Consider the following 20,420-nt stretch of genomic DNA (forward strand, 5'->3'; position numbering starts at 1 on the left):
GTTACGCAGTTTAATGTTCTATCCAGGTTTTAAATAACTAAAAATTAGAAACAAAAATGGCTAAAGAAATTGCTGGACAATTAAAATTACAGATTAAAGGCGGTGCAGCAAATCCATCTCCTCCCGTAGGACCTGCTTTAGGTTCGAAAGGTATTAATATCATGGATTTCTGTAAGCAATTTAATGCCAGAACTCAAGACAAAGCAGGAAAGATATTGCCGGTGGTAATAACTTACTATGCTGATAAGTCTTTTGATTTTATTGTAAAACAACCTCCTGTAGCAATCCAATTGCTAGAAGCTGCTAAAGCTAAAGGTGGTTCTGCTGAGCCTAATCGTAAAAAAATAGCTGAAATTACTTGGGATCAAGTGCAAGCTATTGCTGAAGATAAGATGACAGATCTAAACTGTTTTACAATGGAGTCAGCCATGAAAATGGTTGCTGGTACAGCAAGAAGTATGGGTATTACCGTAAAAGGGGCTTTCCCTGATGTTAAATAATTAAACTTCAATTGAGAAATGGGTAAACTTACAAAAAATCAAAAGTTAGCTTTCAGCAAAATTGAAGCAGGGAAATTATATACTTTGACAGATGCATCTGCTCTTGTAAAAGAGATTACAGTATCGAAGTTTGATGCTTCGGTAGATTTAGATGTTCGTCTTGGTGTAGATCCACGTAAAGCTAACCAGATGGTAAGAGGTGTAGTATCTCTTCCTCATGGAACAGGTAAAGATGTACGAGTTTTGGTATTATGTTCTCCAGACGCAGAGGCTGCAGCTAAAGAAGCTGGTGCTGACTACGTAGGGTTGGACGAATATATAGAAAAAATCAAAGGTGGTTGGACTGATATTGATGTTATCATCACTCAGCCTGCTATCATGGGTAAAGTTGGTGCTCTGGGACGTGTATTAGGACCTCGTGGTCTTATGCCTAACCCTAAGAGTGGAACAGTTACTCCGGATGTTGCTAAAGCTGTAACGGAAGTGAAATCAGGTAAAATCGACTTTAAAGTTGACAAAGCTGGTATCGTTCATGCGTCTGTTGGTAAAGTGTCATTTACTGCCGATCAAATCAAAGATAATGCGAAAGAATTTATCGCTACACTTATCAAGTTGAAACCATCGTCAGCTAAAGGAACTTATGTGAAAAGCGTCTCTCTTTCAAGTACTATGAGTCCGGGCGTGAAAATCGACCCTAAATCAGTAGAAAGCTAATTAAAAATTGATTGAAATTATGAGAAAGGAAGATAAAAGCGCTATCATAGAGACTATTGCAACAACTATCAAAGAATACGATAACTTCTATTTGACTGATATTGCAACACTCAATGCAGCTAAGACTACCAATTTAAGAAGAGAATGTTCAAAACAGGATATAAAACTGTTAGTAGTAAAGAATACTTTATTACAAAAAGCATTAGATACTCTTGAAGGTGATTACTCAGAACTAGCTCCGGCTTTGAAGGGTAATACAGCTATCATGTTTTCTAATGTAGCGAACGCTCCGGCTAAATTGATAGCTAAATATGTAAAAGAAGGTGTTCCTAGCCTAAAAGCAGCTTACGTACAAGAAAGCTTCTATGTAGGTAAAGAAAACTTGAAAGCATTGGAGAATATCAAGAGCAAAAACGAGCTTATCGGAGATGTTATTGCAGCTCTTCAATCACCAGCGAAGAATGTTATTTCGGCCCTACAATCGGGTGGAAATACTATCCATGGAGTTCTAGAAACTCTATCAAAGAGATAATACTAAAATAAAGAATAATAACAATTTTAAATTATACAAAAATGGCAGATATCAAAGCTATTGCAGAACAACTAGTAAATTTGACAGTAAAAGAAGTTAGCGAATTAGCTGAAATTCTTAAATCTGAATATGGTATTGAACCAGCAGCTGCGGCTGTTGCAGTAGCAGGACCTGCGGCTGCAGCTGAAGTAGCTGAAGAAAAAACAGCATTTGATGTTGTATTGAAAGCAGCTGGTGCTAACAAACTTGCAGTTGTTAAAGCTGTTAAAGAACTAACAGGACTTGGTTTGAAAGAAGCTAAAGATCTAGTTGACGCTGCTCCTAGTGAATTGAAAAAAGGAGTATCGAAAGATGAAGCAGATGCATTGAAAAAACAACTAGAAGAGGCAGGAGCTGAAATTGAACTTAAGTAAAAATAATCCCGTAAAATAGGATATTTGGTTAGGAACCTTCGTTGAGGAAGGTTCTTAACCTTTTTGCGTCAAAAATAATAAGTTCAATAAAATTGGTATCCCATGTCTTCAATAAATAACAATCAAAGAGTCAATTTCGCTTCAATTAAGAATCCATTACCTTATCCGGATTTTCTTGAAGTGCAGCTAAAGTCGTTTCAAGACTTTTTACAACTTGATACCCCACCCGAAAAGAGGAAGAAGGAAGGCTTATATAAGGTTTTCGCTGAAAACTTTCCTATTGCAGATACACGCAATAACTTTGTGTTAGAGTTCTTGGATTATTTTATTGATCCACCTCGTTATACAATCGAAGAATGTATCGAAAGAGGTTTGACATACAGTGTGCCTCTTAAAGCAAAACTTAAGCTTTATTGTACAGATCCAGATCACGAAGATTTCGATACAGTTATCCAAGATGTGTATCTAGGATTAATTCCGTACATGACAGAGAAAGGTACATTTGTCATCAATGGAGCAGAGCGTGTTGTTGTATCACAACTTCACCGTTCGCCGGGTGTATTCTTTGGACAAACAATGCATGCTAATGGTACAAAATTGTACTCAGCACGTATTATTCCGTTCAGAGGATCATGGATTGAGTTTGCGACAGACATTAACAATGTCATGTACGCATACATCGACCGTAAGAAAAAATTACCTGTAACAACTTTACTAAGAGCTATCGGTTTCGAGAGTGATAAGGACATTCTTGAGATATTCGACTTAGCTGAAGAAATAAAAGTTACAAAGCAAAATATTAAAAAAGTTGTAGGGCGTAAACTTGCTGCCAGGATATTAAGATCTTGGATGGAAGATTTTGTTGATGAAGATACAGGCGAGGTAACATCTATTGAACGTAACGAAGTTATTATTGAACGCGAAACTGTATTGGAAAAAGATCACGTAGACCTGATCGTTGATTCGGGTGTTGCATCTATTCTATTACATAAAGAAACTCAGAACTTATCTGACTTTGCAATTATTTATAATACATTGCAAAAAGACCCGAGTAACTCCGAAATAGATGCTGTACGTCATATCTACCGTCAACTTCGTAGTGCAGAACCTGCAGATGATACAAGTGCACGTGAGGTAATCAACAACTTGTTCTTCTCGGAAAAACGTTACGATCTGGGAGAAGTAGGACGCTACAGACTAAATAAAAAATTAGGTCTTTCGACAAGCACCGATATCAGAGTGTTGACGAAAGAAGATATGATCGAGATCATCAAATACCTTATAGAGTTGATTAACTCTAAAGCTATCGTTGATGATATTGACCATTTAAGTAACCGTCGTGTACGTACAGTTGGTGAACAACTTTTCAATCAATTTGGAGTTGGTCTTAATCGTATGGCACGTATCATTCGTGAAAGAATGAACGTTCGCGACAATGAAGTATTTACTCCGATTGATTTGATCAACGCTAAGACGATTTCATCAGTTGTGAATACTTTCTTCGGCACAAATGCATTGTCTCAGTTTATGGATCAAACGAATCCATTGGCCGAGATTACACATAAGCGTCGTATGTCGGCCCTAGGACCAGGCGGTCTTTCTCGTGAAAGAGCAGGTTTCGAGGTGCGTGACGTTCATTTTACCCATTATGGTCGTCTTTGTCCGATCGAAACGCCGGAGGGACCAAACATTGGTCTGATCTCTTCACTTTGTGTATATGCGAAAATTAATGATCTGGGCTTTATCGAAACTCCTTACCGTAAAGTTGCGGATAAGAAAGTTGACTTAAGTGAAGATGGTATCATTTACTTAGCAGCAGAAGAGGAAGAAGATAAAATCATTGCACAGGGAAATGCTCCGTTGAACGATGATGGTGCTTTTATCAATACACGTGTAAAAGCTCGTCAGGATGCAGACTATCCGGTAGTAGGTCCTGAAGAAATCGAATTGATGGACGTATCACCGACTCAGATTGCTTCGATTGCAGCATCGCTTATTCCATTTTTGGAGCATGATGATGCCAACCGTGCGCTGATGGGATCGAACATGATGCGCCAGGCAGTTCCTTTATTACGTACTGAGGCTCCAATTGTAGGAACCGGTATCGAAGGACAATTGATTCGTGACTCTCGTACTCAAATAGTAGCAGAGGGAAGTGGAGAAATTGTTTATGTAGATGCAAGTACTATTAAAATAAAATATGACAGAACAGCGGATGAAGAATTTGTAAATTTCGACAGTGCTGTTAAAACATATGTTATTCCTAAGTTTAGAAAAACGAATCAGAATACAACTATCGACCTTCGTCCTATTTGTAAAAAAGGCGACAGAGTAGTTAAAAATGAAATCTTAACCGAAGGTTATTCTACTGAACAAGGAGAATTGGCAATCGGTAAGAACCTTAAAGTGGCATTCATGCCTTGGAAAGGTTATAACTTCGAGGATGCTATCGTATTAAGCGAGCGCATTGTACGCGAAGACGTTTTTACATCGGTACACGTAGAAGAGTTTTCTCTTGAAGTTCGTGATACTAAACGAGGAGTAGAAGAACTTACATCGGATATTCCGAACGTAAGTGAAGAAGCTACAAAAGATTTGGACGAAAAAGGTATTATCCGCGTTGGTGCACGTGTTGGACCGGGCGATATCCTGATAGGTAAGATTACTCCTAAGGGAGAATCTGATCCTTCTCCTGAGGAGAAACTACTTCGTGCTATCTTCGGTGATAAAGCAGGTGATGTGAAAGATGCATCATTGAAAGCTTCTCCGTCTCTTAAGGGAGTTGTAGTAAATACAAATCTTTTCTCTAAAGCTTCTAAAAAAGGTAAAACAAAACTTTCGGCGAAAGCTTTATTACCTAAGCTTGATGAAGAGTATGAAATGAAGATTGCTAAAGTGAAAGGTGTACTGGTAGATAAACTATTGGTATTGACTGAAGGTAAAACATCGCAAGGTGTTAAAGATTATCTGAATGTTGATATCATTGCCAAAGGCTCTAAGTTTACTAAAAGTGCATTAGACAATATCGATTACGAATCTATTCAATTGAGTGGCTGGACAACAGATGCTCACAAAAATGAATTGATCAGAGACGTAGTTGTAAACTACCTGCGTAAATATAAAGAACTAGATGCAGAATTGAAGCGTAAACGATTCGATTTGACTATTGGGGATGAACTTCCTTCAGGTATTATTCAAATTGCGAAAGTTTATGTAGCTAAGAAACGTAAAGTACAAGTAGGGGATAAAATGGCAGGACGTCACGGTAACAAAGGTATCGTGTCTCGTATCGTTCGTCAAGAAGATATGCCTTTCCTTCCTGATGGTACTCCTGTTGATATCGTGTTGAACCCACTAGGGGTGCCTTCACGTATGAACCTTGGTCAGATATTCGAAACAGTTCTTGGTTGGGCAGGAAAAGAATTAGGTATGAAGTTTGCGACTCCAATTTTCGACGGAGCTAGCCTGGACGATTTGAATACTTGGACTGATAAAGCCAATGTACCTCGTTATGGTAAAGTACGTTTGTTTGATGGAGGTACAGGTGATCGTTTCGACCAACATGCAACAGTAGGTATTATCTATATGTTGAAACTGGGTCACATGGTCGAAGATAAGATGCATGCTCGTTCTATAGGACCATATTCACTTATTACTCAACAACCTCTGGGAGGTAAAGCTCAATTCGGGGGTCAACGTTTCGGAGAGATGGAGGTATGGGCGCTTGAGGCGTTCGGTGCTGCACACATTCTACGTGAGATATTGACTATCAAATCGGATGACGTAATGGGACGTTCGAAAGCTTATGAAGCTATCGTAAAAGGCGAACCAATGCCACAATCCGGTATTCCTGAATCGTTGAACGTTTTGCTTCACGAAATGAGAGGATTGGGATTAAGTGTATCTCTTGATTAAATTATTAAAGCCGTTAGCTTTTAGCTCATAGTTATTAGCTAACGGATTAAATACTCTAATAAACAGCTATCGGCTAATGGCTAATGGCTAACAGCTTTTAAAGACAAAAAGTATATGGCTTTTAGAAAAGAAAATAAAGTAAAGAGTAGTTTCTCGAAAATAACCGTAAGCCTTGCTTCTCCCGAAGAAATTCTGGAAGCATCGAGCGGTGAAGTTTTGAAACCCGAAACAATCAACTACCGTACTTACAAACCTGAACGTGATGGTCTTTTCTGCGAACGTATATTCGGACCTGTAAAGGATTACGAATGTCATTGCGGAAAATATAAGAGAATCCGTTACAAAGGTATTGTTTGTGACCGATGCGGTGTTGAAGTTACAGAGAAAAAAGTACGTCGCGAGCGTACTGGCCACATTCATCTTGTGGTTCCGGTTGCTCACATCTGGTACTTCCGTTCTCTACCTAACAAAATGGGTTACCTTCTAGGTATCCCCACAAAAAAATTAGATACTATCATTTATTACGAACGTTATGTTGTAATACAAGCCGGTATTCAAGCAGAAGAAGGTGTTGCAGATAGAGATCTATTGACAGAAGAAGAATACTTGAATATAATAGATTCACTTCCTAAAGAAAATCAACTGTTAGATGATTCAGATCCTAACAAGTTTATTGCTAAAATGGGAGCTGAAGCTGTTTATGACCTATTGGCACGTATCAATCTTGATTCGTTGGCAAATACACTTCGTCATAAAGCAAGTACAGATACTTCTCAACAACGTAAGAACGAAGCATTGAAACAACTTCAAGTTGTGGAGGCATTCCGTGGATCGAAAGGTAAGAATCGTCCTGAATGGATGATTGTGAAAATCGTTCCTGTAATTCCACCAGAACTTCGTCCGCTTGTTCCATTGGATGGTGGTCGTTTTGCTACGTCTGACTTAAATGACTTGTACCGTCGTGTTATTATTCGTAACAATCGTTTAAAACGATTAATTGATATCAAAGCTCCTGAAGTAATTTTACGTAACGAAAAACGTATGCTTCAAGAAGCAGTTGATTCATTGTTCGATAACTCACGTAAATCAAGTGCTGTTAAGACTGATGCTAACCGTCCTCTTAAATCGCTATCTGATAGTTTGAAAGGGAAACAAGGGCGTTTCCGTCAAAACTTGTTGGGTAAGCGTGTTGACTACTCAGCTCGTTCGGTAATTGTCGTTGGACCTGAATTGAAAATGCATGAGTGCGGTTTGCCGAAAGATATGGCAGCCGAACTATATAAACCGTTTGTTATCCGTAAGCTTATTGAGCGCGGTATCGTTAAAACGGTAAAATCTGCGAAGAAAATTGTAGATCGTAAAGAACCTGTTGTTTGGGATATTCTTGAGCACGTAATGAAAGGACACCCAGTGTTGCTTAACCGTGCCCCAACTCTTCACCGTTTGGGTATTCAGGCGTTCCAACCAAAAATGATAGAAGGTAAAGCTATTCAACTGCATCCACTATCGTGTACGGCGTTCAATGCCGACTTCGACGGTGACCAGATGGCTGTTCACTTACCGTTAGGTAACGAAGCTGTTTTGGAAGCACAAATGTTGATGCTTGCTTCTCACAATATCCTTAACCCTGCCAATGGTGCGCCGATTACTGTTCCTTCTCAGGACATGGTATTAGGATTGTACTATATTACGAAAATTCGTCCGGGTGCAAAAGGAGAAGGTCTGATATTCTACGGTCCCGAAGAAGCTATTATAGCGTATAACGAAGGGAAAGTAGATATTCATGCACTTATCAAAGTGTATGTTAGTGATCTTGATGAGAATGGCAATGTAGCTAAACTTATGCGTGAAACTACAGTAGGTCGTGTATTGGTTAATCAAAACACACCTATCGAAGTAGGTTTCATAAATGAGGTTCTTTCCAAAAAATCTCTTCGTGATATTATTGGTAATATTATTAAGATAGCCGGAGTTGCTAAAACAGCTCAGTTCCTTGATGATATTAAAGATCTTGGTTATATGATGGCATTCCGTGGAGGATTGTCGTTTAATCTCGAAGATGTAATTATCCCTGAAGAAAAAGAAACGCTGGTGAAACAAGGTTATGACGAAGTAGAAACTATTCTGTCGAACTATAATATGGGATTCATCACATATAACGAGCGTTACAATCAGATAATTGATACATGGACACATATCAACTCTAAGTTGTCGAATATCTTAATGAAACAACTTTCGGAAGATGATCAAGGATTCAACTCTGTATATATGATGTTGGATTCGGGAGCCCGTGGTTCGAAAGAACAGATCCGTCAGTTATCAGGTATGCGTGGATTGATGGCGAAACCACAAAAGAGTGGGGCAGAAGGAGCTCAAATTATTGAGAATCCGATCTTGTCTAACTTTAAAGAAGGTCTGTCGGTGTTAGAGTACTTTATCTCTACCCATGGTGCTCGTAAAGGTCTAGCCGATACAGCATTGAAAACAGCCGATGCCGGATATCTTACTCGTCGTCTGGTTGACGTTTCTCAAGATGTAATTATTAATGAAGAAGACTGTGGTACACTTCGTGGACTTGTTTGTACAGAATTGAAGAACAACGAAGAAGTTGTTGCTTCACTTTACGAACGTATCTTAGGACGTGTTTCAGTTCATGATATTCAACATCCGTTGACTGGCGATGTTATCGTAGAGTCGGGAGAAGAAATTAAAGAAGAAGCTGCTCGCATTATTCAGGATTCACCTATCGAACATGTTGAAATACGTTCGGTATTAACTTGTGAGTCTAAGAAAGGTGTTTGCGGTAAATGTTACGGACGTAACCTTGCTACCGGACGTATGGTTCAACGTGGTGAAGCTGTAGGTGTTATTGCTGCTCAGTCTATTGGTGAGCCGGGTACACAGCTTACACTTCGTACGTTCCACGTTGGGGGTATTGCTTCTAACATTGCTACTGAAAATAAAATCAACGCAAAATATGATGGAGTTCTGGAGATCGACGACCTGCGTGTTGTTGATGCTGTAGACGAGGCTGGTAAGAAAACTCAAATCGTTGTTAGCCGATTGGTTGAACTTCGACTTGTTGATCCTAATACCAAAATTGTTCTCCTTACACACAATATTCCTTATGGTTCTAAACTTTACTTCAAAGATGGAGCGAAAGTTAAGAAAGATGAGCTTATTTGTGAGTGGGATCCATTTAATGCGGTTATTATCTCTGAAGCTACAGGTCGAATCAAGTTTGAAAATGTTATTGAAAATGTAACATACAAAGTTGAATCGGATGAGCAAACTGGATTGAAGGAGAAAATCATTATCGAATCTCGTGATAAGACTAAGGCTCCTGAAGCTCACATCTTGGATGAGAAAGGTAAGACAATCAAAACATACAGTTTACCTCTTGGAGCTCACATTGTAAAAGATGATAGCGATACGATTAAGACCGGAGATGTTCTTGTTAAGATTCCTCGTGCAGTAGGTAAGGCTGGTGATATCACCGGAGGTCTTCCTCGTGTAACCGAGTTATTCGAAGCACGTAATCCATCTAATCCTGCTGTTGTATCTGAAATCGATGGCGAAATTTCATTTGGTAAGATCAAACGTGGTAACAGAGAAGTTATTGTTACTTCTAAGTTGGGCGAAGTGAAGAAATACCTTGTGCCTCTATCAAGACAAATTCTTGTACAAGAAAATGACTTTATCAGAGCAGGTATGCCATTGTCGGACGGAGCTACAACTCCTTCAGATATCTTGGCTATCATGGGACCAACCGCTGTTCAGGAATATATCGTAAATGAGGTACAGGATGTATACCGTTTGCAAGGTGTGAAAATCAACGATAAACACTTCGAGGTTATTGTTCGTCAAATGATGCGCAAGGTAGAAGTGATCGATCCGGGTGATACACGCTTCCTTGAACAACAAGTTATCGACAAATATGATGTCATGGAAGAAAATGACAGAATTTGGGGTAAGAAAGTTGTTCTTGAATCGGGTGATTCTGAAACGTTCGAACCGGGACAAATTGTTACTGCACGTAAGCTGAGAGACGAAAACTCTATGCTTAAGCGTAAAGACATGAGTCCGGTAATAGTACGTGATGCTATCCCTGCAACGGCTAACCAAATACTTCAAGGTATTACACGTGCTGCCCTTCAAACTCAAAGCTTTATGTCGGCTGCATCGTTCCAGGAAACTACAAAAGTATTGAACGACGCTGCTATCCATGCTAAGGTTGACAGACTGGAAGGATTGAAAGAGAATGTAATCTGTGGTCACTTGTTACCGGCAGGTACAGGACAACGCGAATTCGAAAAGCTTGTAGTTGGTACGAAAGAAGATTTCGACAGAATTACAGCAAACAGAAAGACTGTTGTTGATTTTGATACTGTAGAATAATTATTTCTATTATATAGTTAAGAAAGGAGTGAAAATTTTCACTCCTTTCTTATTTTAATGATATTTGAATCTACTTTTTTTCTACATTTGTTTCATATCAATAATCTAAATGAAATTATCATGAAAACTGAGTATGAAAAGTATTGCTCTAATTGTGGGCAAGTTATAGATATCAATGCGGAGATATGCCCCAAATGCGGAGTAAGGCAATTTACTTCTCCCTACAATAGATATAACTCTTCTACGGTAAATGATGATCCGACCATATCCGATAAAGATTGGTTAACAACAATTGTTTTGTGTGCCTTCTTGGGCTGTTTTGGTATACATCGTTTCTATACCAATAATACGATGATTGGTATTATTCAACTAATAACATTAGGAGGCTGTGGTATCTGGATGTTGGTAGATATAATTCTCTTAGCTCTCGGTAGCTTCAAAGACGGAGACGGACGATATGTAAAGAATAAATAAAGAAAAAAGCCTAAACTCAATTGTTTAGGCTTTTTTTATATAGAATACTCACTTCTTAGAAGTTTTTAAATCCCATTATCTCGCGTACTTCTTTAAGTGTTTTAGAAGCGCTCTCACGGGCTCTGGCGGTTCCTTCCGTAACAACCTTATGCAAGTATGCATCATCATTCTGTATTTCTAGAATTCGCTCACGAATAGGGGATGTTACAGCGATAATATCTTCTGCCAATTGTTTCTTCAAATCACCATAGCGAATTTCGCATGTGTTCCATTTCTCGTCGAAGTATTTTACTACTTCATCTGTAGAAACAACTTTTAGTATGGTAAATAAATTTTCTATACACTCCGGTTTTACTGAGTTTGGTTCTTTCGGCCCTTCGTCGGTAAGTGCACGTTTCACTTTCTTCTCTATGCTTTTAGCATCTTCAGCCAGATAGATACAATTGCCTTCTGATTTACCCATCTTTCCACTACCATCTAGTCCCGGAATTTTGATAAGCTCTCCGCCGAAGTTGTAAGCAACAGGCTCTTTAAAGTATTCAACATTATAGAAGTTATTGAATCGGCGTGCAAACTTGCGTGTCATTTCCAAATGCTGCTCCTGATCTTTACCTACCGGCACTTTGTTGGCATTGTGCATCAATATATCGGCAGCCATCAGAGTTGGGTAAGTAAGCAGGCCTGCATTTACATTTTCGGGTTGCTTGCGGGCTTTCTCCTTAAATGAAACAGTCTTTGCCAATTCACCCATATAAGCATGCATGTTTAGCAAAAGATAGAGTTCGCATACTTCAGGTACATCGCTTTGTATATATATAGTCGATATATCGGGATCAATTCCTGCGGCAAGATATTCTGTTAGTACATTTTTTACATTGCCATGTAATATTTTCGGGTCGGGATGTGTTGTCAGAGAATGATAATCAGCAATGAAGAAAAAGCATTTGTTCTCTTCCTGCATTTTTATGAAATTTCTCAGTGCCCCGAAATAATTTCCTAAGTGTAAATTTCCTGTCGAGCGTATACCGCTTACTACTGTTTCCATATATTTTAAAAATCAATTATCTAACAAAGATAATCAAAATGTAAATTCTTTTTCAATTCTAAAATTCATATCTTTGAATTACGGGATTATTTACACCAAATCAGTCTGTCTTTATATCGGTAAATCTCTAGATGTATCATGTAATTATAACCACTTTGTATGAATAAAAGAATTTACATAATCAGTCTCTTTCTCTTATTTACTATGATGAAAGTTAATTCGCAAACAATAATTAAGCTATGGCCCGAGGGAGCACCTTCGAGTAATGAGCTAAAAGATGCTGAGCAGGTAGGTGATAATTATAGTTGGATATTAAATGTATCTGAAGCCGAGTTATGGATATATCAGGCAGAAAAGAATAAAGCAAACGGTATGGCTGTTATTATTTGTCCCGGAGGTGGTTACTCAGGGTTGGCGTTCAATCATGAAGGTATACAGTTTGCAGAATGGCTCAATAAACAGGGAATTACAGCTGCCATTTTAAAATATAGAATGCCTAATGAACATACAGATATACCTCTTGCCGATGCAAGGGAAGCTATTAAATATATCAGACTTAATGCCGGAAAATTAGAAGTCAATCCAAACAAAGTTGGAATTGCAGGATTCTCTGCCGGAGGACATTTGGCCTCTACATTATCTACTCATATTATTTCTTCGGAAATAAATACACGTCCCGATTTTTCAATCTTGTTTTATCCCGTTATCACAATGGGAACCGTAACACATGGAGGCTCGAGGACGAATCTGTTGGGAGATAATCCGTCTCCAGAGGATGTGTTGAAATACTCAAACGAGAAGCAGGTAACAGATGCAACACCTCCAGCTATATTATTGCTTAGTGACGATGATGATGGTGTTCCCCCAATTAATAGTACTCAGTATTACGAAGCATTGAAAAATAAAAATATCCCGGCAACTATGTATATCTTCCCTGAGGGGCGTCATGGTTGGGGAATGAATAAAGATTTTAAATACCACAGTCAAATGCTGGATCTGCTGGCTATGTGGTTGAAAGATATATAGAATAAATAATTTAAACACAATAAGAGATATATGCAGAAAATAAAAGTAGCGAATCCTGTAGTTGAGATGGATGGCGATGAAATGACGAGAATCATTTGGAAATATATAAAAGAAAAATTAATCCTTCCTTATGTAGATGTAGAACTCAAATATTTTGACTTAAGTGTAGAGAATAGAGATCTTACAAATGATCAGGTCACAATCGATAGTGCCGAGGCTACTAAAAAATATAATGTAGCGGTGAAATGTGCTACCATCACTCCCGATGAAGCTCGTGTAGAGGAATTCGGGTTGAAAAAAATGTGGAAATCGCCAAATGGTACAATTCGTAATATAATCGGAGGTACTGTATTTCGCGAACCGATTATCATAAGCAATATCCCTCGTTTGGTGACTACATGGACTAAGCCGATTGTGATAGGTCGTCATGCGAATGCCGATCAGTATAAAGCGACTGATTTTGTTACAAAAGGAAAAGGGAAACTAACAATCACCTTCACCCCCGAAGGTGGAGAGCCTGAAATTCGTACTATCTACGATTTTGATGGAGACGGCGTAGCAATGGGAATGTATAATACAGACGAATCTATTTATGGCTTTGCTAATTCATGTTTTAAACTGGCACTAGAGAAAAAATATCCGCTCTATCTTTCTACTAAAAATACTATTCTGAAAGCCTACGATGGTCGTTTCAAAGATATATTTCAAGAGGTATACGAGAAAGATTATAAAACATCTTTCGAGCAAGCAAAAATCACTTACGAACATCGCTTAATTGATGACATGGTTGCTTCTGCCCTTAAATGGGATGGCGGTTTTGTTTGGGCATGTAAGAATTATGATGGCGATGTGCAATCTGATACGGTAGCGCAAGGTTTTGGCTCATTAGGTTTAATGACATCAGTCTTGTTGACACCCGATGGTAAGACAATGGAGGCTGAGGCTGCTCATGGTACAGTGACGCGCCATTACAGAATGCATCAGCAAGGAAAAGAGACTTCGACTAACCCTATTGCTTCTATCTTTGCATGGACGAGAGGTTTAGCTCATCGTGGCAAATTGGATAATAATGAAGCATTGGTCGATTTTGCTAATAAGCTGGAAGAAACCTGTATCGAAACAGTAGAGCAAGGCAAGATGACAAAAGACTTGGCTCTGCTAGTGCATGGTGATAAAATGCAGTCTTCGGATTATCTAAATACCGAAAACTTTTTGGAAGCTATTGAGCAGGGTTTGCGAGCAAAATTAGCTTAAAAATACATATTATATGATAAAAGGAGAGGAATGAGCGTTCTATCTCCTTTTATTTTGTTTTTTATGCTTGCCCTAAAAGCAGAATAAATTATCTTTGTAATATTTCAATATCGAACCCTAAGAACAACGCTAAAACTATCATGGCAATCCTGTATCAAGCCGAAGGTGTCAAACTGCCTTCTATAAAAAAGAGAGAAATATCTAACTGGATAAAATCTGTTGCCGCTCACTATGGAAAAAAAGTAGGCGATGTTGCTTATATGTTTTGTTCTGACGACAAGATACTTGAGATAAACAATCAATATTTACAGCATAATTATTATACCGATATCATTACTTTCGATTATACCGAAGGTGATATTATTTCAGGAGATATTTTCGTTAGCTTGGATACAGTAAAAAGTAATTCGGAAGAATTCAAAACTGATTATACGGAAGAACTTCATCGCATTATTATCCACGGGATCTTGCATCTTTGCGGAATAGACGATAAAGCTCCCGGTGCTAGAGAGCATATGACCGAATGCGAAAATAAAGCTTTGGAGATGCTGAAAAACTAAATAAGTCATGCAAAAAGTACTGAGTAAACTCTTTTATATTATTCCTGTCTGTTGCTTGTTTCCTTTCTTTTCGCCGCCATTGGCTTTGTTTGCAGGTATTCTGCTAGCCTTTTTGTATAAAGGAGAGGAAGTTGTAAAAACAGGAAAATTGACAAAGTATCTTTTGCAAGCTTCTGTAGTGTGTATGGGCTTTGCAATGTCCGTTAGTGAAGTTATTCATACAGGAAAGACAGGGTTTTTGATAACGATAATCTCTGTTATAACAGTAATTATATTGGGGGTTGTGGTTGGCAAATTGCTTAAGGTCGAGAAGAATACGACATTACTCATTGCCAGCGGAACAGCCATCTGTGGAGGAAGCGCTATTGCAGCGGTAGCTCCGGTATTGAATGCTAAAAATAATGAGATAAGTTTTTCTTTAGCTGTTATTTTTGTGCTGAATGCAGTTGCTTTGTTTGTGTTTCCTATAGTAGGACATTATTTGTCAATGGATCAGACAGCTTTTGGATATTGGGCGGCTATTGCAATTCACGATACAAGTTCGGTTGTAGGAGCTTGTGCTGCTTACGGCGAAACAGCATTACAGGTAGGAACAACAGTAAAGCTGACACGAACACTCTGGATTATTCCATTGGCACTGTGTCTGGCATTTTATAATAAACAATCGACTTCTAAAATAAGTATTCCCTGGTTTATCCTTCTTTTTGTTGCAGCTATCTTTATCGGTAGTTACTTGCCGGGAATGGAGGATACAAATGCGCATCTTAGTTGGTTGGGAAAGAAAGGAATGACTGTATCCCTCTTTTTTATTGGTACTTCTATTAAAATAGAGGAGGTCAAAAAGGTCGGGTTGAGAGCATTTCTGTTAGGTATTATTCTGTGGATAATTATAAGTATATCATCATTGTACTGGATTAAATTGATGTTTTAAATGAATAAAATTGTAGATAAAGAGTATTTCTCTGAGAATGTAGTCAAATTTGAGGTCGAGGCTCCTTTGATTGCGCGTAGTCGCAAGGCTGGTCACTTTGTAATCTTGAAGGTCGGAGATAAGGGGGAACGTATTCCTCTTACAATAGCTTCGTCTAACAACGAAAGAGGGACGATCACTATTGTTATACAAGCGGTAGGGGAATCTTCTAAGAAAATATGTGCCTTGAATGCTGGTGATTATATTACCGACATGGTTGGTCCGTTGGGACAAGCTACCCATATCGAAAAGTACGGTACTGTTATCTGTGCCGGAGGTGGAGTAGGTGTTGCGCCGATGTTACCTATCATGGAAGCAATGAAAAAAGCAGGCAACAGGGTTGTTTCTGTATTAGCGGCACGAACAAAAGATTTAGTTATTCTCGAAAAGCAAGTAGCTGAATTTTCAGATGAAGTGATAGTGATGACAGATGATGGTTCGTATGGTCAGCAAGGACTTGTTACTAACGGTATCGAATCGGTTATCAATAGGGAGCAAGTCGATCTGTGTGTGACTATCGGCCCTGCTATTATGATGAAATTCGTATCCCTTCTCACTAAGAAATATAATATTCCTACAATGGCTTCACTTAACACGATAATGGTAGATGGTACAGGAATGTGTGGTGCATGCCGTGTGTCGGTAGGGGGCAAAACTAAATTTGTTTGTGTAGACGGTCCTGAATTTGATGCACACGAAGTAGATTTCGATGAAATGCTAATGAGATTAAAAGCATACAATTGATATAGTTACGAGTTATATGTTACGAGTTAGAAGTCAAAGACTAAGGTCAAACTCCAACTCATCGCATATAACCCATAATTATTTATCTACTTGTAACCCATAACTAGTAACTAAAATTATCTATCTACTTGTAACTTGTAACCCGTAACTAGTAACTAAAATTATGACAGAACAAGAATATATACAGGCTCGTCGTAGCGAACCTTGGAGAGACGAACTCCGTAGAAATATGAAGGCAAAAGAACGTTCGGATAGAACTCGTGTACATATGCCCGAACTGGATGCTGAATATAGAAGCTATTCGTTGAAAGAAGAAGTAAATTTAGGGCTGTCAGAGGAGCAAGCTTTATTCGAAGCTGCACGCTGTCTGGATTGTGCTAACCCAACCTGTATGGAAGGTTGTCCGGTAAGTATCAATATCCCTACCTTTATAAAAAATATAGAAAGAGGCGAGTTCCTCGAAGCTGCTAAAGTTCTCAAAGAAACAAGCGCTCTTCCCGCTGTTTGTGGACGTGTTTGCCCGCAAGAGAAGCAATGCGAAAGCAAATGTATCTACGTTCAGAAGATGAAAAAAGAGGCGGTTGCTATCGGTAACCTTGAACGTTTTGCTGCCGACTATGAGCGCATAAGCGGAAAGGTGTCTTTACCCGAATTAGCTCCTGCTAACGGAATAAAAATCGCTGCGGTGGGTTCAGGTCCGGCAGGTCTTTCTTTTGCCGGAGATATGGCGAAGAGAGGTTATGATGTGACGGTATTCGAGGCACTCCACGAAATTGGTGGCGTATTGAAATACGGTATTCCTGAATTTCGTTTACCGAATGAGATTGTGGATGTCGAGATTGATGTTCTTCGTAAAATGGGAGTTAAGTTTGTGAAAAACTGTATTGTTGGAAAAACAATCTCACACGAAGATCTGAAAGAAGAAGGATTTAAAGGTATTTTCGCTGCAAGTGGAGCGGGACTACCTAACTTTATGAATATTCCGGGTGAAAACCTGATTGGTGTTATGTCATCAAATGAGTTTTTGACTCGAGTCAATTTGATGGACGCTTCTAATCCCGAAAGCGATACCCCTGTTCAAATGGGTAAGAAAGTTGCTATCATCGGTGCGGGTAATACAGCAATGGATGCGGTGCGTACAGCTCGCCGTCTGGGTGCTGAGCGCGCTATGGTCGTTTATCGTCGTTCGGAAGAAGAAATGCCGGCTCGACTCGAAGAGGTGAAGCATGCCAAAGAAGAAGGAATTGAATTTATGACACTTCATAATCCGCTTCAATACGAAGGGGATGCAAATGGACGTGTGCAACGCATGCAGCTACAGAAAATGGAACTTGGAGAGCCTGATGCATCGGGTCGCCGTAAACCTGTGCCTATCGAAGGTGCTGTGGAATGGATCGATGTAGATGAGGTAATTGTAAGTGTAGGTGTTTCACCTAATCCGCTTATTCCATCATCGTTTAAAGGACTTGAAGTAACTAAATGGGGTACAATTGTAGTGAATCAGGATACGATGCAATCCGATCTTCCCGATGTTTATGCGGGTGGAGATATCGTTCGTGGTGGTGCAACTGTTATCCTTGCTATGGGTGACGGCCGTAAAGCTGCTGCTGCAATGGATGCTGCATTGAAAAAATGATATTTAGACTCAGTTTTTTTAAAAGTAATTATTATCTTTGTAGTCTAGAAGAAATTGACATTATGCTATTCTAATGACTACTTTATTAAGAATAGCTCTTTGTGTTCTGATGATTTTAATTGTAAAATTGACTTAATTAAAGATAAAAGATAAAACTCTTTTTTTAGTTGCTAATACACAAAGTATCATTCTAAATATAAGAATCGGGTTAATTTCAATATGGAAATTAACCCGATTTCTATTTTTTTTATCTTTCGATGTCCGATTTTATGACTTGATTTGAAGACAAACTAACAAAACTTTATAAAATGAAACAAACCAATAATTTCATCTCTGTTTTAAGTATTCTTGCAATAATCATTTTAAGTATTCCATTAAATGCTCAGGTAACTATCGGTTCGAGTGAGAAAGCGATACAAGGTGCTTTGCTCGATTTGAAAGAGTATGCCCCTGCTGCGGATAACACAACATCTACTAAAGGCTTACTTCTGCCACGAGTAAAACTAACTGTTCCCAACGATCTTGACGATTTACTAACACCCGAGCAGAAACTTGCTGATCCTGATTACAAGCTGAACCATACGGGTCTGTGGGTGTATAATACAGAGAAATGCGATGGTTATTTTTCGGATGGTTTATATCTTTGGGATGGAGACAAGTGGCGTCCTGCGCTTAAGATGTTAGATTATGCTATACCTGGTATTTCATTAAATGGATTGAACCAAAATGTTATGATAGATATTCCCAGTGGCTTAGATGCCCGTGGAGCAACTATTCCTTTGCAAGAATTATCGGTGAGTTGGACGCCTAAAGAAGCAGAAGTTACAATAGCTTCCAGATCGGATTCATATGGCGGTGGTGTCGTTGTAGCATCCGGCAATCCTATAAGCTCGTGGAGTAGTCCTTTGTCTTCTAATCCTACCATTTATAGTTTTCAACCTGCTAATATGAGTAATATTGCCGATATAGCTACTAATCCTTGGCAGACAAGAGAAACACAGGTGGTCTTTACAATACCGAGCAATAAATGTGGTGGAGAAGTAATGAGAACAGTAAGCCTCAATCAAACTAATTATGCGATTAGTCTGATTGAAAGTAGTGTAAGTAATTTTACAGATTTTTCTGTTGCCCCTCTATATAATACAGTTAACAAAAATATTACTGTTAAAGGTAACACCATCTGGAAAGTAACAGTAGAAGATCCTAAGGGCATACTGGAAAGTGCCACTCCTGTAACCGGTGGAGCCGATAACAAAAAAGGATCGACAAATTCTACTTTTTTTTACTACAAGGCGAAAGCAGCAGGGAGTAATACAAGATATGCAGAAGCTAAAATGAGGTTTGAAGATACTTATTCCCCAAAGCGATTTGCCGATATCGTTGTTACAGCCATGTCGTGTATAGGGTCTGAGGGGATGCCTGATGTGAGTTCAGTGCCTCAAGCGCCCGCAAATATTGCTTCTTGGGGAACCCAAGTGCTGAAGCATCAGGATCAAGATGGAAATGATTTTTATTCTGCTTCATTTGGAGCTGCAGGTCGCTGGATGACTACTAATCTGGCTACTAAACAATACGATCCTGTCCGTACCGATGGTAACGCTGTTCCCCCTGCTATGACAAATAGCTTGGCTGAATCTTTCACCTCCCCTTATTGGACATACCCCAATCCGAGTACAACAGATGCTGGCGATGCTACTTCTTACAATCAAAATAAACATCTGGGTTTATTGTACAATAATTCAGCGGCTACAGGCTCTTTGAATATATCTCAGTCGACAGAGGAAAGCGCTGTCAATATTGCGAAACGGCAAGGTATTTGCCCAGCAGGCTGGCATTTGCCATCCGATTATGAATGGACTATGTTCGAAAACGAAATGCAAAGGAGCACGTCCAAATATAGTTCTACTCCTGATATTGGTGGTACATTAACACTTCCGGGAGGGATCTTCACGGCTCCTACAGTATTTTCAATGCTTGATATTTGCCAAAATAGCACCTCTACCTCCAATAGTCTAAATCGCGGTGGTTTTTCAGCGCTGCTTGCAGGTTATGCTCAACGAGGTGGCACAGCGTCTTTTGGGTCGGGATTTAGTTTTCACGCGAGCAGCCGGGTCGCTTATAGCAATCGTACATATGGGGTGTCTTACTCCAGTTACTCCGGAGCAGGAGGTATTCTTAGCCGGACAGCTTATGTCAATGTTGTAAGTATGTCGGTAAGATGTAAGAAAGACTAATATAT

15 protein-coding genes are annotated in these 20,420 nt (G+C 39.1%); 14 read left to right on the forward strand and 1 reads right to left on the reverse strand.

Features of this window, described 5'->3' with window-relative positions; all coding sequences use genetic code 11:
* The first annotated feature begins 56 nt into the window (after positions 1-56).
* The 7 genes from rplK to G7Y56_RS00225 all read left to right on the forward strand — a co-directional run bounded on the left by rplK (position 57) and on the right by G7Y56_RS00225 (position 10,946).
* Positions 57-500, forward strand: coding sequence for a 50S ribosomal protein L11 (gene rplK, locus G7Y56_RS00195; protein ID WP_165020307.1), 444 nt, complete (start codon positions 57-59; stop codon positions 498-500).
* 18 nt (positions 501-518) lie between these two features.
* Positions 519-1,214 carry a 50S ribosomal protein L1 gene (gene rplA, locus G7Y56_RS00200; protein ID WP_165020308.1) on the forward strand — a complete coding sequence of 232 codons (696 nt, stop codon included), beginning with the start codon at positions 519-521 and terminating at the stop codon, positions 1,212-1,214.
* A 19-nt stretch (positions 1,215-1,233) separates the two neighbouring features.
* On the forward strand, positions 1,234-1,746 hold the full coding sequence (gene rplJ / locus G7Y56_RS00205; protein ID WP_165040125.1) for a 50S ribosomal protein L10: 513 nt from the start codon (positions 1,234-1,236) through the stop codon (positions 1,744-1,746).
* A 41-nt stretch (positions 1,747-1,787) separates the two neighbouring features.
* Positions 1,788-2,159, forward strand: coding sequence for a 50S ribosomal protein L7/L12 (gene rplL / locus G7Y56_RS00210; protein ID WP_165040127.1), 372 nt, complete (start codon positions 1,788-1,790; stop codon positions 2,157-2,159).
* 102 nt (positions 2,160-2,261) lie between these two features.
* Positions 2,262-6,074: a DNA-directed RNA polymerase subunit beta gene (gene rpoB / locus G7Y56_RS00215; protein ID WP_165020311.1), complete on the forward strand. Its 3,813-nt coding sequence runs from the start codon at positions 2,262-2,264 to the stop codon at positions 6,072-6,074.
* 114 nt (positions 6,075-6,188) lie between these two features.
* The gene (rpoC, locus tag G7Y56_RS00220) at positions 6,189-10,472 is read left to right on the forward strand and encodes a DNA-directed RNA polymerase subunit beta' (protein ID WP_165040130.1); all 4,284 of its coding nucleotides are present in this window, start codon (positions 6,189-6,191) and stop codon (positions 10,470-10,472) included.
* A gap of 120 nt (positions 10,473-10,592) precedes the next feature.
* Positions 10,593-10,946 carry a TM2 domain-containing protein gene (locus G7Y56_RS00225; protein WP_221412100.1) on the forward strand — a complete coding sequence of 118 codons (354 nt, stop codon included), beginning with the start codon at positions 10,593-10,595 and terminating at the stop codon, positions 10,944-10,946.
* 55 nt (positions 10,947-11,001) lie between these two features.
* Here G7Y56_RS00225 and trpS read toward each other — a convergent pair whose 3' ends face one another.
* A complete protein-coding gene (trpS, locus tag G7Y56_RS00230) occupies positions 11,002-11,991 on the reverse strand; it encodes a tryptophan--tRNA ligase (RefSeq protein ID WP_165040132.1) in 990 nt (329 codons plus the stop codon).
* 159 nt (positions 11,992-12,150) lie between these two features.
* Between trpS and G7Y56_RS00235 the strand changes: the two genes are divergently transcribed.
* From G7Y56_RS00235 to G7Y56_RS00265, 7 genes are all read left to right on the forward strand, one after another.
* Positions 12,151-13,017, forward strand: coding sequence for an alpha/beta hydrolase (locus G7Y56_RS00235; RefSeq protein ID WP_165040134.1), 867 nt, complete (start codon positions 12,151-12,153; stop codon positions 13,015-13,017).
* 30 nt (positions 13,018-13,047) lie between these two features.
* Complete coding sequence (locus G7Y56_RS00240; protein ID WP_165040136.1) at positions 13,048-14,271, forward strand: isocitrate dehydrogenase (NADP(+)); 1,224 nt, start codon at positions 13,048-13,050, stop codon at positions 14,269-14,271.
* 140 nt (positions 14,272-14,411) lie between these two features.
* On the forward strand, positions 14,412-14,831 hold the full coding sequence (ybeY, locus tag G7Y56_RS00245; RefSeq protein WP_165040139.1) for an rRNA maturation RNase YbeY: 420 nt from the start codon (positions 14,412-14,414) through the stop codon (positions 14,829-14,831).
* Positions 14,832-14,838: 7 nt separating this feature from the next.
* On the forward strand, positions 14,839-15,762 hold the full coding sequence (locus tag G7Y56_RS00250; RefSeq protein ID WP_165020318.1) for a YeiH family protein: 924 nt from the start codon (positions 14,839-14,841) through the stop codon (positions 15,760-15,762).
* Positions 15,763-16,545 (forward strand): sulfide/dihydroorotate dehydrogenase-like FAD/NAD-binding protein, encoded by a 783-nt coding sequence (locus G7Y56_RS00255; RefSeq protein ID WP_165040141.1) that lies wholly within the window; start codon positions 15,763-15,765, stop codon positions 16,543-16,545.
* 163 nt (positions 16,546-16,708) lie between these two features.
* A complete protein-coding gene (gene gltA, locus G7Y56_RS00260) occupies positions 16,709-18,181 on the forward strand; it encodes an NADPH-dependent glutamate synthase (protein WP_165040143.1) in 1,473 nt (490 codons plus the stop codon).
* A gap of 308 nt (positions 18,182-18,489) precedes the next feature.
* On the forward strand, positions 18,490-20,415 hold the full coding sequence (locus G7Y56_RS00265; RefSeq protein WP_165040145.1) for an FISUMP domain-containing protein: 1,926 nt from the start codon (positions 18,490-18,492) through the stop codon (positions 20,413-20,415).
* Positions 20,416-20,420 lie beyond the last annotated feature (5 nt).

It is taken from the genome of Dysgonomonas sp. ZJ709, assembly GCF_011039195.1.
GTDB lineage: Bacteria > Bacteroidota > Bacteroidia > Bacteroidales > Dysgonomonadaceae > Dysgonomonas.